The sequence below is a fragment of the Jatrophihabitans sp. genome, assembly GCF_051960575.1.
GTDB lineage: Bacteria > Actinomycetota > Actinomycetes > Mycobacteriales > Jatrophihabitantaceae > JBQCEE01.
This window is the reverse complement of the sequence record NZ_JBQCEE010000395.1, coordinates 1-13,745: the sequence shown is the minus strand read 5'-3', so window position 1 is coordinate 13,745 and position 13,745 is coordinate 1. Positions and strand designations below refer to the sequence as shown.

The following is a 13,745-nucleotide window of genomic DNA, read 5'->3' as shown; positions in this document are numbered from 1 at the left end:
GACCACGGGCACTGGCGTGCCGGCGCTCTCGAGCGCGTCGAGGGCGGTCGTGAGCGGTTCGTCGGCGCCGATCGTGGTCGGGTGCTCGATGATCGACGCGAGCGTGGCCGTGTCGTGGTCGCCGTCGGCGAGCGTCTCGGCGACACCGCGCGCGGTGACGACGCCGAGGTAGGTGTCGCCGTCGACGACCGGCAGCTGCCCGAGCGCGGCGCGGGCGAGCCGGCCGACGGCGGCGAGCAGCTCGGTGTCCGGACGCAGCGTCTCCCCCAGTGGTTCCATGACGGCGCGGGTGTGCACCCCGGCCAGCACGTCCGCAGTGGGGTGCGCGTCGAGGTCCACGCCGCGGCGGCGTAGCTTGAGGGTGTAGATGGTGTCCGACGACAGCAGGTGGCTGACGCCGGTGGCGAGCACGATGGCGGCCATCAGCGGGAGGATGACGCTGTACTCGCCGGTGAGCTCGAAGATGATGATCACCGCGGTGATCGGCGCGCGGGCCGCCCCGGCGAAGACGGCGCCCATGCCGATCAACCCGTACGCGCCGACCGGGCCGGACAGGCCGGGGCTCGCGTGGTGCAGCACCTCGCCGGTGAAGCCACCGAGCATCGCTCCGATGAACAGGCTCGGGGCGAACACACCGCCCGAGCCGCCGATGCCGATGGTCAGGCTCGTGGCGACCATCTTGCCCACCAACAGGGCGAGCAGGAACCAGAGGCCGTAGTGCCCGGCGACGCCACGACCGAGCACCGGGTACCCGACGCCGTACATCTCCGGCAGCACCAGCAGCACGACGCCGAGCAGCACGCCCCCGACGGCCGGGCGGGCCCACTCGGGCCCCCGCCACGCCCAGTCGCACGCGTCCTCGATCGCGTAGAGCACGCGCGTGAACAGCACGCCGACACCGCCGGCGACGAGGCCCAGCGCGGCGAAGAACAGGTACTCGACCGGATGGGCGACCGTGAAGGCCGGCAGGTGCAGGAACGGCCGGTTGCCGAAGGCCGCGCGTCCGATGACGCTCGAGGTCACCGACGCGAGCACGACCATGCCGAACGACCTGGCGGCGAAGTCGCGCAGGATGAGCTCCATCGCGAAGAACACGCCGGCCAGCGGCGCGTTGAACGTCGCGGCGATGCCACCGGCGGCACCGCAGGCCACGAGCACCCGCATCCGTTCCTCGGGTGCCTGGACGACGCGGCCGAGGGTCGAGCCGAGCGCCGAGCCGATCTGCACGATCGGGCCCTCGCGGCCCACCGACCCGCCACCGCCGATGCACAGCGCCGAGGCCAGCGCCTTCACCGCGGCGACCTGCGGCGCGATCCGCCCGCCGCGCCGCGCCACGGCGAACATCACCTCGGGCACGCCGTGGCCGCGTGCCTCGCGCGCGAACGCCTGCACGAGCGGGCCGTAGAGCAGTCCGGCGACCACCGGCGCGAGCAGCACGAACCAGCGACCGAGGCCGGGCACGTGCGGGTTCGCGAGCCCGCCACCTGCTGTGTAGTCGGCGTGGCCCGAGAGGGCGAGGGTGAACGTCCGGATCAGCCAGCGGAAGACGATCGCGCCGCCGCCGGCGCCGGCGCCGACGGCCAGCGCGAGCACGAGCAGACCTGTCTCGCTGCGCTGCAGCGCATCGACGAGGCGCCGCACCCCACGCTCTGACGGCATCCCGGTCGCCACGGGGCGCGCTCCATGGTCCTCGACCGTCGCTGCCTCTGCCATGCTCACCATTGTAGTATGCAACGGTTGCAGCACTCACCGTTCAGGAGGTCCGGTGTCGAGCACCCCACAGTCGGGACGCGCGGCGGCCGGCGAGGTCGACGACCTCGTCACCGCCGTCCTGACCGCCTCGCGCGCACTCGTCGCGGTGTCCGCCGAATCACTCGCAGCGGTGCACGACACGGTCACGGTGACGCAGTTCCGCACGCTCGTGGTGCTCGACTCCCGCGGGCCGATCAGTCAACGCTGGCTGGCGGACGAGTTGTCGATCAACCCGTCCACGGTCGTGCGCATGCTCGACCGACTCGAGGCCGCCGACCTGGTGAGCCGCAGAGCGAAGCCCGACAACCGGCGCGAGGTGGAGCTGCATCTGACCCCCCGAGGCGCCCGGCTCGTCCGGGAGGTGACGACGAGGCGACGCCGTGCGATCGCCCGCATCGTCGACCGCATGCCCGCGCAGACCCGCGCGCTGCTCGTCGAGGCGCTCGGCGCCTTCGCCGAGGCAGCCGGCGAACCTGCGGCGGACACCACGAGCGCCCTCGGCTGGTGAGGCGACGACGATGTGGCGCGACCGGCGGCGACGGGGCAGGCGACGGGCATGACCCGGCAGCGAGCGACCACGGGAGCGGAGGCCTCGTCATGACCACCAGCAGCACGATCGTCGTCTTCGACGTCAACGAGACGCTGTCCGACCTGTCGGCGCTGCAGCCGGTCTTCGCGCGGGCCGGGCTCGCGCCCGGCACACTTCCCGCCTGGTTCGCCGGCACGTTGCGCGACGGCTTCGCGCTCACGCAGATCGGCCGCGCGCGGCCGTTCGCCGACGTGGCGGCCGACGTCCTGTGCGGCCTGGTCGCCGGCGAGGTGCGCGAGGTCGAGCCGTTCGTGCAGGAGGTGCTGTCGGAGTTCCGCCACCTGCCGTTGCACGACGACGTGGCGCCGGGTGTCCGCGCCCTGGCTGCCGCAGGCCATCGGCTCGCCACCCTCTCGAACGGTGCGGCGTCGGTGGCCGAGAGCCTGCTCGGCCGCGCCGACCTGCGCGCGTCGTTCGAACGCATCCTCAGCGTCGAGGACGCCGGGGTCTGGAAACCGCATGCCGACTCGTACCGGTACGCCGTCGAGGAGCTGGACGCCTCGCCGCGTGACGTGACGCTCGTGGCGGTGCACCCCTGGGACCTCGCCGGCGCGGCCGCTGCCGGCCTGCGCACCGCATGGCTCGACCGGCGCGGCACGCCCTGGCCGCGGTCCTTCCCTCCCCCGGAGGTCACCGTCCGGCGGATCGCGGACCTCTCGCGATGAGCGCACGACCGCGCATCCTTGACGAAATTCTCACAGCCGGACAATTACCCTCTTCCCGGATGCCGTCACCCTGGTGGCAGCCGCAAGGACATCCGGCGACCGAGTCCGTCAGCGCCGGCGAGGGGGGATCATGCGCGTCCGTGCGCTCGTCGTCGGCCTGCTCACCGTGATCGTCGGGCTGCTCGGCGTGCCGTCGGCCGCCGCGACAGGCGGCAGCACCCTGCTGCGGTGCCCTCCCCACGACCCCTCGTCGTGCAGCGCTCCGTCGACGAACAACTCGCTGCCCGTCCACGTCGATCTGAGCGGCTACGCGACCTTCGAGTCCTTCTGCGTCACGGTGCAGTTCGCCCGCAACCTGCTCGACCCCGGCGAGGCGTTCGTCTTCGTGCTGGGCGGCTACGAGGGTGTCGGCGCGCAGAACAGCGGCACCAGACCGGAACGCTCGGTCACCGCCTGCAGCTCGTACAGCGAGTTCATGGACGCGCTGTCCACGAGGCAGGGCGACTTCACCATGTGGATGAACAGCGGCAGCGCACGCGTCACGTCGATCTCCGTCTCGATCAACGGGCTCCCGCCGACGAAGGTGTACTGACGGGGCGGCGCCGCGGTCAGCCGACGGCTGCGGCCGCTGCCTGCGACCGCAGCAGCGGCATGAGCCGGGCGCGCTCCTCCGGCGTCTCCTTGGTGGCCTCGTCGCGGTAGGTGGCCCGCGGGCGGCGATCGAGCCAGAACAGCCCGTTCGAGCGGGCGGGTTCCGCGGCGGCGGCGAGCCAGACCATCGTGTCGGCACCCTGCATCGGCGTGCGCAGGATGTCGCCGTACTTCGCCAGGAAGTCCGCCATCGTGGCGCGGACGCCGGGGGTGATCGCCCACCCGGGGTGCATCGAGTGGAAGACGACGCCGGTGCCCGCCTGCTCCTTCGCGCGTTCCTCGGTGACGATCACCTGCGCGCGCTTGGTGCGCGAGTAGACCGGTGACCCCTCGTAGGGCCGGTCGCGCGTCTGCGAGTCGTCGACGTCGATTTTCTCGCTGAGCATGCCGCCGCTCGAGACCTCGATGACGCGCGAGGGAGCAGAGGCGATGAGCCTGTCCATCAGCAGTTCGGTCAGCGCGAACGGACCGAGGATGTTCGTCGCCCACGAGGTCTCGAAGCCGTCGACGGTCTCGGTGCGCTCGTGGAACATCCCACCGGCGTTGTTGATGAGCACGTGGATCGCCAGGAACCGCGTCAGGATGTCGGCGGCCGCCGCGCGGACGGAGGCGAGCGACGTCAGGTCGCAGACGACGGTCTCGACCGTCGCACCCGTCGTCGCGCCGATCTCCGCGGCCACCCGCTGCAGCTTGTCCTGACTGCGTGCGATGAGCACGACCCGGGCACCGAGCAGGGCCAGCCGCTCGGCGGCGGCCCGGCCGATGCCGTCGGTCGACCCCGTGATGAGCACGGTGCGGCCGGCGACCGCAGCGAGTTCACGGTTGTCCCACGCGACCTCGCGCATCTCGAAGCCGAGCCTGCTGAAGCTGGTGCGCACGCGTGCGTCGGCCCGTGCCTCGATCGTCTCGATGTCGACCATCGTCAGTCCCCGATCCGTTCACCAGTAGTGGATGCGACGGCGGTGACACTACAACAGTCAGAGTCACTCGAGTAGTCTCCGCTGCAGCAGCCCTCGTCTCAGTCACCGGAGCGCCCGCATGCTCGACTTCTCCCTCTCCGCCGAACAGACCCAGATCCGCGAGACGATCCGCAGCTTCATCCGGCGCGAGGTGATGCCGCTCGAGCCGCAGGTGCTACGCAACGAACGCGCGGGCCGTCCCGCGCTCGAGCCCGGGCAGTTGCGCGAGCTGCAGTTCAAGGCGCGGCAGGCCGGCTTCTGGGGGATCAACACCCCCGAGGAGTACGGCGGCATCGCGCTCGGCCCGATCATGACCTCGATCGTCACCATGGAGACCGGGCGCTCGTTCGTCCCGTTCTCGTTCGGCGGGGCCGCCGACAACATCCTGTTCTCCGGCACACCCGAGCAGCAGCAGGAGTACCTCCTGCCGACCATCGAGGGCGAGCGCCTGAGCTGCTTCGCGATCACGGAGCCCGGCGCGGGCTCGGACGCCCGCAACATCCGCACCCGCGCCGTCCGCGACGGCGACGACTGGATCATCAACGGCGAGAAGACGTTCATCACCGGCGGCAACGAGGCCGACTTCGTGATGGTCTTCGCCGTCACCGACCCCGAGCTCGGCGCGAACGGTGGCATCACCTGCTTCCTCGTCGACCGCGACATGGGCTGGAAGTCCGACCCCATCCCGACCATGGGCGAGTGGGGCCCGGCGTCCCTGGTGTTCCAGGACGTCCGCGTGCCGCACCGCAACATCCTCGGCGAACCCGGCCAGGGCTTCGCGCTCGCGATGCAGTGGATCGGCCTCGGTCGGATCGTCATCCCGTCGCACGCCATCGGTGCGGCCGAACGCCTGCTGGGCATGGCGATCGAGCACGCCAAGAACCGCGTCTCGATGGGGCATCCGATCGCCGAGTACCAGGCGATCCAGTGGCAGCTCGCCGATTCGCACGTCGAGATCGAGTCGGCGAAGTGGCTGACGCTGTTCGCGGCGTGGCAGCTCGAGCAGGGCCGCGACAACCGGCACGCGTCCTCGATCGCGAAGCTCAGCGGCGCCGTCATGGCCAACCACGTCGTCGACCGCGTGCTGCAGATCCACGGCGGCATGGGCTACACGAAGGAGCTGCCGATCGAACGCTGGTACCGCGAACTGCGGCTGTTGCGCATCTTCGAGGGCACCGACGAGATCCAGCGCCGGTCGATCGCGCGGAACCTGCTGAAGGGCCACGCGAAGCTGGGCGAGCTGGGCGGTTGACCTGGCGCTGCCACCGTCGGCGCCCGCCCCGTCGTCAGCGCTCGCCGGTGCCTGGCGTCCGATGCCGACGGACCAGGGCCTCCTGCGCCACGTGGCAGACCGGTCGCCCGGCCTCGTCGAACGCCGCGGCCTGGATGAGGGCGCGCGAGGCGTGCGCCATCGGCGTCGTGTGCTCGTAGACGACCCACTCGTCGCCGGCGACGGCGTCGTGGAACCAGATGGTGTGATCGAGCGAGATGCCCCACCACTCCTTCGCCAGCGTGCGTTCGAACCCGGTCGGCACGCCGTGCGCGGCGACCGCGACGCCCATCAGCATCAGATCGCTGGCGAAGGCCACGGCCGCGCGGTGCATCGCCGGGTCGTCGGGCAGCCGCTCGACCGCTCGCATCCAGAAGTTGCGCGGCGCGATGGCAGAGTGCGGCGCGGATCCCTGCTCGTCGAGCGGTGCCACGCGCACCTCGACCGCGTCGAAGTCCGCCCACCACGGCCCGAGCCCGCCGTCGGCCGCGGCCACCAGCTCCAGCGGCCGGGCCGCATGGACCGGCCCTGCTGCCGGCGCCGGACGCGAGTGCGCGATGCCGTCGCCCTCGGCACTGGCCGACACGAACGACCGGCAGACCACGCGGCCGTCCTGCAGCCCCGTGACCTGGCGCGAGACGCGCGAGTTGCCGGTGTAGGTGTCCTCGACCTCGTACCGCACGGGGTCGGGGCACACGCCCGGCCGCAGGAAGATGGTGTGGATCGAGTGGACCTGCGCGTGCGGCGACTCGATGCTGCGCGCGGCCGCCATGAGCGACTGGCCGACGAGCTGCCCGCCGAACACGTGCGGCAGGGTCATCACGTCCGAGCGTCCCTGCCAGACGAGGTCGTCGACCCGCTCGACGTCGAACAGCCGCGCGAGCGGACCCCGGGTCTCCGTCGCGGCGGCCGCCGTCATCGCGACTCCTGCGGCACCGCCGTCGGCACCCGTTTCGGCGGACGCGGGAAGAAGCCGCTCGTCCGGGCGACGTAGTCGTCGAAGGCCTGCCCGCGGCTGCGGCGCATCCCCTTCTCGGTCAGCTTCTTGCCGCCGACGGCGACGAGGCAGTACCACATCAGCACCGGCGAGAGCACGGTCGCCAGCCCGGCCCAGTGCCCCAGCGAGCACAGCCACAGCGCGAACCACACCGTCGCGTCACCGAAGTAGTTCGGGTGGCGCGTCCAGGCCCACAGCCCCCGGTCCATGATCCGGCCGGCATTGGCGGGGTCGGACTTGAACCGCGAGAGCTGCCAGTCGCCGACCGCCTCGAACGCGAACCCGACGGCCCACACCACGATCGCCACGACCTCGAGCACGCCGATGCCGCGCGGCTCGTACATCGCCAGCTGCACCGGGATCGAGATGAACCACATGTAGAGGCCCTGCAGGCCGTAGATGTGCCGGATGAGCCAGACGTAGCGGTTGCCGGTCTGGTACTTGAGGAACGCCGTGTAGCGCTTGTCCTGGCCCGCACCCAGGTTGCGTGACGCGAGGTACGCACCGAGGCGCAGTGCCCAGACCGCGGTCAGCACCAGCACCACGGCACGACGGGCGCCCGAGCCGCCGGCGTCCATCGACGCGAGGTAGGACACGAGCGCGATGACGGCGAACCCGGGGCCCCAGTAGATGTCGATGAACGAGTGGTTCCTGCGCGCCATCGAGACGGCCATGACGAGCCCGATCGTCACGACGGTCGCGCCCGCGGTCACGGCCAGGTTGACACCGAAGTGCCCCCAGTCGACGCCGCTCACGGTCGGACGATCCGGACGCCGGGGCCGTCGGCGTACAACGCCTCGACGTCCGCGGCACGGTTGCGGCGGGCGAGTTCCTGGTTGATCGAGCCCTTGTCCGAGCGCTCTCCCGCGGCCACGTCCGGTGGTGTGACGAGCAGCGAGAAGCGGGCGATGCGGTCGGCCGACCCCCGTCCCACCGACGCGAGCCGCGTCGCGATCCAGTCGGACGCGTCGGCCTCGCCGTAGCCCTCGCCGAGGACGGCAGCGCAGCCGGCCGGGTTGAGCCAGAACAGGGCGCCGAGCTCGGCCTCCCCCTCGCCGCAGAGCACCAGTTCGGCCACGACGGGGGACGTCGCCGCGAGCACGGCGTCGTGCACCGCCCCGCCCTGGACGAACGTGCCGGTGCTCAGCTTGAACTCCTCGACCAGGCGGCCGGCGAAGACGAGCCCGCGCTCGGGCGTCGCCGGATCGAGCCAGCGCAGCGCGTCGCCGGTGCGGTAGAAGCCCTCGTCGTCGAAGGCGCGGGCCGTCGCCTCGGGGTTGTCGAGGTAGCCGGGTGTGGTGAACTCGGCGCGGAAGCGGGCCTCGTAGCGGTCGTCGCCGAGCGGCACCAGCTTCACCTCGAGCCCGGGACACGGCAGGCCGACACCGACCTGCGTCGTGGGCCAGGTGATCGACATGACGCCGGCCGTCGACTCGGTGCAGCCGTAGCCGGTGGTGAACATGATCCGCTCGCCGACGCTGCGCTCGGCCAGCGCCTGGAAACGGTCGTAGACCGGCTGGGCGAGACCGGCGCCGCCGTACAGGCAGAGCTGCAGGTGCTCGAAGAACCGCGCGCACAACTCGTCGTCGGCCTCGAGGGCGTCGCACAGCATGGCGAACGCGGCGGGCACGTTGGCGAAGAACAGCGGCTGCACCTCGGCGAGGTTGCGCAGCGTGGCGTCGAACATCCCCGGCAGCGGGCGTCCCTCGTCCAGGTAGAACGAACCGCCGTTGAGGACGGACCCGAGCAGCACCGACAGCCCGGCGACATGGCTCCACGGCATCCAGTCCAGGGTGCGCTCGCCCCAGCCGGACACCTGCGACAGCAACGCGTTGGCGCCGGCGAACAGCCGCATCCACATGTGGTTGGTGTGCACGACCGCCTTGGGCAGGCCGGTCGAGCCGGACGTGAACATGAACCGGGTCGGTGCGTGCGCGTCGAGCGCGGCGATGTGTGCCTCGGCCTCCGCGAGCGGGGCGTGCGCGACGACGTCCGCCCAGTCGACCGTGCCGCCGCTGCGGCTGAGCACCGTCGTGCCCGCGGGCAGCACCGCGTCCAGCACCGCCCGCAGCGGCTCGACCTCCTCGGCGAAGACGATCGTCGGACGCACCAGCCCGACCGCGTGGGCGAGGCGCTCAGGTGCGCCGACGGCGTACTGCGCGCTCACCGGGCAGACCGGCACACCGGCGACGGCGGCGCCGAAGGTGAGCAGCGCGTGCGCCACGGAGTTGCCCGTGACGATCATGATCCGTTCGTCCGCGCGCCCGCGACCGTGCAACCAGCCGGCGATGCGCGTGGCCTGGTCGTAGGCCGACGCGTAGGTGGTGTGCTGCCACGTGCCGGTCTCGTCGCGGGCGGCGATGAGGGTGCGGTCGCCGTGCGACCGGGACCGCTCGAGCAGGCCCGCGGCCAGCGTCCGCGGAGCCGAACCCGGCGGCGTGGTGCACCGCAGCAGGACGGTCCCGTCGGGGCGCGGCGGGTCGACCTCGAGGCCGACCGGCGGGAACAGCTCGACCGCGCGGAACTTCGGGACGACGATGCTCGACACGGCGGCCCCTCTAGACGAAGCGGAAGGTGATGCCGGGCAGCGCCGGATCGACGGCGTCGCCCCTGCTGCGCAGGAGGATCGTCCAGTCCGGGGACGGGCCACCGGGGACGAACCGGACGGTCGCGCCGAGGTCGAGGACGGTCGGGTGCGTCGGCTCGGGGATGCCGAGGATGCGCACCCAGAGGGCCGCCATCGCCTCGGGATCGGCCACCGCGATCTCGACGCCGACGATCTCGTCGACACGGGCGTTCGGCTCGGGTCCCGGGTCGATGTCGTCCCAGAACCAGACGTCGCGCTCCGGGATGCCGTCGATCTCGAGCACGAGGCCGACGTCCTTCGGGTGCAGCTGCAGCACCTGACGGCCGAAGGCGAGCTCGTCGATCGGTACGCGCACGCCGGCCTCGTGACACCGCGCCCGGACGGCGTCCGGGTCGGGGTGCTGCACCGAGAGCGTGTAGCCGCCGCGCGGCCCGGTCTTGGCCAGCCAGGACGCGACCGGCCCCTCGTCCACGATCGGCGCGACGAACTCGAGATACCGCGTCGCCGACACCGGCATCGTCGCGTCCGCGAGGTTCATCTTCTTCAGCTCGGGATCGTCGAAGCCCGCGCCGAGCCCCAACGCCGCCCGCACGGTCCGCAGGTCGGCGTCGTGGCTGGTCGTCGCCACGACCACCTGCCGCAGGTAGGCCCAGTCGCTCATGCCGCTCCTCGTCGCTCGGTCTCGTGGCTCGGTCCGGATGCTCGGTCCGGATGCTCGGTGTCGAGACAGCCGGTCAGACGCCGATGGCGGACGCCGCGTGGTCGGCGGTGCCCCATCCGGGGATCGCGCTGCCCGGCGCCCACGTCGAGTGGGTGCCGCTGCTGACCCGTTCCGGGAGCTGGACGCGGGCGATCGGCCCGTCGGCGAGATTCTTCGCGTCGAACACGAGGCACTCGGACAGGTCGCGGTTCATGTCGGACACGATCGTGACCAGGTAGCCGTCGTCCTCGGACGTCGAGCCGAGGCGGGGGGCCATCGCCGTCTCGCTGGCGAAGACGCCCTCCTCGAGGTCGAAGCGCTCCTCGGCGCCGGTGTCGAGGTCGTGCTTCACGAGGCCGTTGAACAGGAACCAGCCGGGCAGGGCGGTCGCCGCGTAGGTGTAGCGATGCCGGCGGCCACCGTGCGTGCCGTTGATCATGCCGAACTCGCTGACCGTGTCGGTCATCCGCTGCTCGGTCGCCTGGCCCGTCCGGAGGTTGAGCCGCCAGCGGTGCAGCCTCGGGCCCATGAGGTCGTTGTCGAGGAAGCGGAACATGCGCTGGTACAGGGTGCCGCCGCCGATCGGCGGTTCCGGGTTGTCCTGGAAGAAGCCGTCCAGGACGATCTCGTCGCCGTCCTCGTAGGCGTTCACCCAGTGCAGCACGTAGGTCGGGTCGGCCTCGAACCACATGATGTCGCTGGTCTGCCCGCGGCGCGGGATCACCGCGAACCGCGACGGCATCTCGGGATGGAAGCGAGCGGCGTACTTGCCGGCGGCGAGCGCCGCAGGCTCCCAGAACAGCGGCAGGTCGTTGAGGATCGCGTAGTGCTCGGTGAACGCCATGTCGTGCGGCAGGCGCGGGCCGGGCAGCGGGATGTCGACGTAGTGGACGAGCTCGTCCTGCGTGTCGACGACGCCGTAGTGCATGAACGGCGCGGTGGTCGCGTAGTTGAAGAACAGCAGCTCACCGGTGTGCTCGTCGACCTTCGGGTGGGCCGAGACACCGACGTCGCTCGGGAACCGTCCGTTCCAGCCGGCCTTGCCGAGCGTGTCGGCGGTGCGCGGGTCGAGCCGGTAGAGATCGCCGCACTGGTAGAAGCTCGACAGCGCGACGCCGTTGTGCACGACGATGTCCGTGCTCGAGGCGTCCTTCATCCGGCCGCGTGCGCCCCAGCCGGTCTGCGTCGGCGACTTGGCGGGGTCCTCGGCGAGTCCCGCCCAGAGGGCGTGCCCGGCCGCCTGCTCGGCGAGGAACCCGTCGGTGCGCACGAAACGGTTGTTGTAGAACGCCTTGCCGTCGCGGAAGCCGACCACGTGCACCATGCCGTCGCCGTCGAACGGGTGGTAGACCGACATCGACGGGTGCACCGGGTTCTCGGTGTTGCGCAGGTAGACGCCGTCGAGGTCGGTCGGGAGTTCACCGATCACCGGGCAGTCGTCGACCTTGCGCTCGACGGTCTGCGGTCGCCACGGGCCCGTGCGGTACGGGTGGTCGTCGTCCTCCGGCAGCGTGGAGAGCGCCCGCCCGACCACCTCGACGTCCATCGCCTTGGTCATGCCACGCCTCCCACGACGAAGCTCGCGGTGGTCGTGGTGCTCCCACCGATGTTGAGGGTCGCGACGCGCTTCGCGCCCTCGACCTGGTAGTCACCGGCCCGGCCGGTGACCTGCTTGTACGAGTCGAGCAGCATCCGCACGCCGGTGGCGCCGACGGGATGGCCGCCACCGATGAGACCACCGCTCGGGTTGACCGGGATGCGGCCGCCGATCTCGAGGTCGCCGCCCTCGACGGCCTTCCAGCTCTCGCCGGGGCCGGTGATGCCGAAGTGGTCGATCGCCGCGTACTCAGTCATCGAGAAGCAGTCGTGGGTCTCGATCGCGTCGATGTCGAAGACGTCGTGGACGTGCGCGCGGTCGAAGGCGTCGCGGATCGCGTTGCGGACGTGCGGGAGCACGTAGGGGTCGTCGGCCGAGCGTGCCAGCTTCTGGCCGAGCGACAGGCCGACCGTGCGGTGCCCCCACCCGAGGATCTCGGCGCGGGGCCGGGCCGCGACGTCCGGGTGCGCCGCGAGGTACCGGCCGCTCACCAGGACGATGCCCGCGGCGCCGTCGGTGACCAGCCCGCAGTCCGTGCGCCGCACCCGGCCCTCGATGCGCGGATTGGCCTCGTCGTCGTCGGTGAAGCTCGCGTCGGTGAAGCTCCACGCGCGGGTCTGCGCGTTCGGGTTCCGGCGCCCGTTGCGGATGTTGAGCTCGGCGATCGCGTGCACGTAGCGGTCGTCGAGGCCGTAGCGGCGGTCGTACTCCTCGCCGAGGAGGTGGAACATGTACGGCCACATGTAGGTCGCCTCGGCGCCCTCGTGACCGATGTGGGCCGCGGCGCCGAGGTGCTGCGCGGCGAGATCACCCTTGACGTTGCGTTCGATCTCGGCACCGATGACGAGCGCGACGTCGTACCGACCGGCCTCGATCTCGGCCGTCGCCGCGAGCACCGCCATCGAACCGGACGCGCAGGCGGCCTCGTGCCGCACCGCCGGGCGCTCCCACAGCGCCGGTTCGACCGTCGCCGGCATGCCGCCCAGCTGCCCCTGACCGGTGAACAGCTGACCGAAGGCGTTGCCGACGTGGATCACGCCGATGTCGTCGACGGGCACGGCCGCCGCCTCCAGCGTGGCATGCACCGTCTCGCCGAACAGCTCGGTGAATCCGGCGTTCTCGCGAGCGATGTTGCGGGCGAAGTCGGTCTGGTAGCCGCCGACGATCCAAGCGCTCTCAGGCATGCGGAACCTCATCTCTCGTGCCTCGCACGCTACAACAACCAGAGTGACTGGTCAACGACGCGGCGTGCCTGCGGGCCGGTTCCGGCACCTCCGGCAGTCGCCTCAGACCAGCCGGAACTCGACCCCGGACAGGGTCACGACGCGTCCGGCGTCGGCGCGGTCGGTGGCCGGCAACTCGACGGCGACCAGCCCGCTGCCCGCGCCCTCGGCGGACGGGACGAACCGCACGGCACGACCGCCGAGATCGAGCACCGCGTCGGCGCCGACGGGGACGTCGAGCACCGTGGCCCACGTCCGGGCGACGGCGCCCGGATCCGGGACGGCCAGTTCGATCGCCGCGATGTCGCCGACGACGTCGGTGCTGCCGTGCTCGAAGATGCGGGGCGCCATGTGCCACGTGTCGGCCGGCCGGATCTGGTCGAACTCGACGAGCGTGCCGAAGTCGCGCGGGTGCCACTGGGTGATGGTGTGACCCTCGTACGGCGTCTCGAAGACCGGCTTCAGGCCGAGGTCGCTCGCCCGGGCCTTCGTCGCCTCGATGTCCTCGACCTGGACGACGACCATGTAGCCGAGGTCGCCCCGCTTCGCGACGAGCTTCGCGGGCATCGTGTCGGGGCCGAGCGGCGCGGTGAACTCGAGGAAGGTCCGGTCGATGGTGAGCACCTGGTGCACGAAGCCCAGGGCGGCCATCCCCTCGGCGTCGTCGACACCGTCGTGCAGGCCGAGCTCGCGCTTCGCCCTCGCCAGCGTCGTCTCGAGATTGGCGGCGAGGAAGACCAGTTGGCGGACGGCAG

Annotated in this window: 13 protein-coding genes; 4 read left to right on the top strand and 9 right to left on the bottom strand. The window is 71.6% G+C overall.

Annotated elements, in window-relative coordinates; translation table 11 throughout:
- Window positions 1-1,713 (bottom strand): chloride channel protein (locus ACTHMS_RS22265; protein ID WP_440308850.1); only part of this gene is annotated, 1,713 nt, incomplete at its 3' end.
- A gap of 52 nt (window positions 1,714-1,765) precedes the next feature.
- Here ACTHMS_RS22265 and ACTHMS_RS22260 point away from each other — a divergent pair.
- From ACTHMS_RS22260 to ACTHMS_RS22250, 3 genes are all read left to right on the top strand, one after another.
- Entirely contained in the window at window positions 1,766-2,260 is a 495-nt protein-coding gene (locus tag ACTHMS_RS22260; RefSeq protein WP_440308849.1) for a MarR family winged helix-turn-helix transcriptional regulator, read from the top strand.
- A gap of 89 nt (window positions 2,261-2,349) precedes the next feature.
- On the top strand, window positions 2,350-3,006 hold the full coding sequence (locus tag ACTHMS_RS22255) for a haloacid dehalogenase type II (RefSeq protein WP_440308848.1): 657 nt from the start codon (window positions 2,350-2,352) through the stop codon (window positions 3,004-3,006).
- 130 nt (window positions 3,007-3,136) lie between these two features.
- Window positions 3,137-3,598 (top strand): hypothetical protein, encoded by a 462-nt coding sequence (locus ACTHMS_RS22250; RefSeq protein ID WP_440308847.1) that lies wholly within the window; start codon window positions 3,137-3,139, stop codon window positions 3,596-3,598.
- A 16-nt stretch (window positions 3,599-3,614) separates the two neighbouring features.
- On the opposite strand, the gene ACTHMS_RS22245 is transcribed toward ACTHMS_RS22250, so the two are convergent.
- Window positions 3,615-4,577 (bottom strand): SDR family NAD(P)-dependent oxidoreductase, encoded by a 963-nt coding sequence (locus ACTHMS_RS22245; protein WP_440308846.1) that lies wholly within the window; start codon window positions 4,575-4,577, stop codon window positions 3,615-3,617.
- Between the two features lie 118 nt (window positions 4,578-4,695).
- Here ACTHMS_RS22245 and ACTHMS_RS22240 point away from each other — a divergent pair, with 118 nt between their 5' ends.
- Entirely contained in the window at window positions 4,696-5,868 is a 1,173-nt protein-coding gene (locus ACTHMS_RS22240) for an acyl-CoA dehydrogenase family protein (RefSeq protein WP_440308845.1), read from the top strand.
- Between the two features lie 34 nt (window positions 5,869-5,902).
- Here the strand turns inward: ACTHMS_RS22240 and ACTHMS_RS22235 are convergent, their stop codons facing one another.
- From ACTHMS_RS22235 to ACTHMS_RS22205, 7 genes are all read right to left on the bottom strand, one after another.
- Window positions 5,903-6,805, bottom strand: coding sequence for an acyl-CoA thioesterase (locus ACTHMS_RS22235; protein ID WP_440308844.1), 903 nt, complete (start codon window positions 6,803-6,805; stop codon window positions 5,903-5,905).
- The gene (locus ACTHMS_RS22230; protein WP_440308843.1) at window positions 6,802-7,638 is read right to left on the bottom strand and encodes a DUF1295 domain-containing protein; all 837 of its coding nucleotides are present in this window, start codon (window positions 7,636-7,638) and stop codon (window positions 6,802-6,804) included. The genes ACTHMS_RS22235 and ACTHMS_RS22230 overlap by 4 nt, the downstream gene beginning before the upstream one ends.
- Window positions 7,635-9,431, bottom strand: coding sequence for an AMP-binding protein (locus ACTHMS_RS22225; RefSeq protein ID WP_440308842.1), 1,797 nt, complete (start codon window positions 9,429-9,431; stop codon window positions 7,635-7,637). The genes ACTHMS_RS22230 and ACTHMS_RS22225 overlap by 4 nt, the downstream gene beginning before the upstream one ends.
- 10 nt (window positions 9,432-9,441) lie before the next feature.
- Window positions 9,442-10,131 carry a hypothetical protein gene (locus ACTHMS_RS22220; RefSeq protein WP_440308841.1) on the bottom strand — a complete coding sequence of 230 codons (690 nt, stop codon included), beginning with the start codon at window positions 10,129-10,131 and terminating at the stop codon, window positions 9,442-9,444.
- A gap of 73 nt (window positions 10,132-10,204) precedes the next feature.
- On the bottom strand, window positions 10,205-11,716 hold the full coding sequence (locus ACTHMS_RS22215) for a carotenoid oxygenase family protein (RefSeq protein ID WP_440308851.1): 1,512 nt from the start codon (window positions 11,714-11,716) through the stop codon (window positions 10,205-10,207).
- Between the two features lie 8 nt (window positions 11,717-11,724).
- Window positions 11,725-12,951, bottom strand: a complete 1,227-nt coding sequence (locus ACTHMS_RS22210; RefSeq protein ID WP_440308840.1) for an acetyl-CoA acetyltransferase — start codon at window positions 12,949-12,951, stop codon at window positions 11,725-11,727.
- A gap of 102 nt (window positions 12,952-13,053) precedes the next feature.
- Window positions 13,054-13,745 (bottom strand): VOC family protein (locus tag ACTHMS_RS22205; protein ID WP_440308839.1); only part of this gene is annotated, 692 nt, incomplete at its 5' end.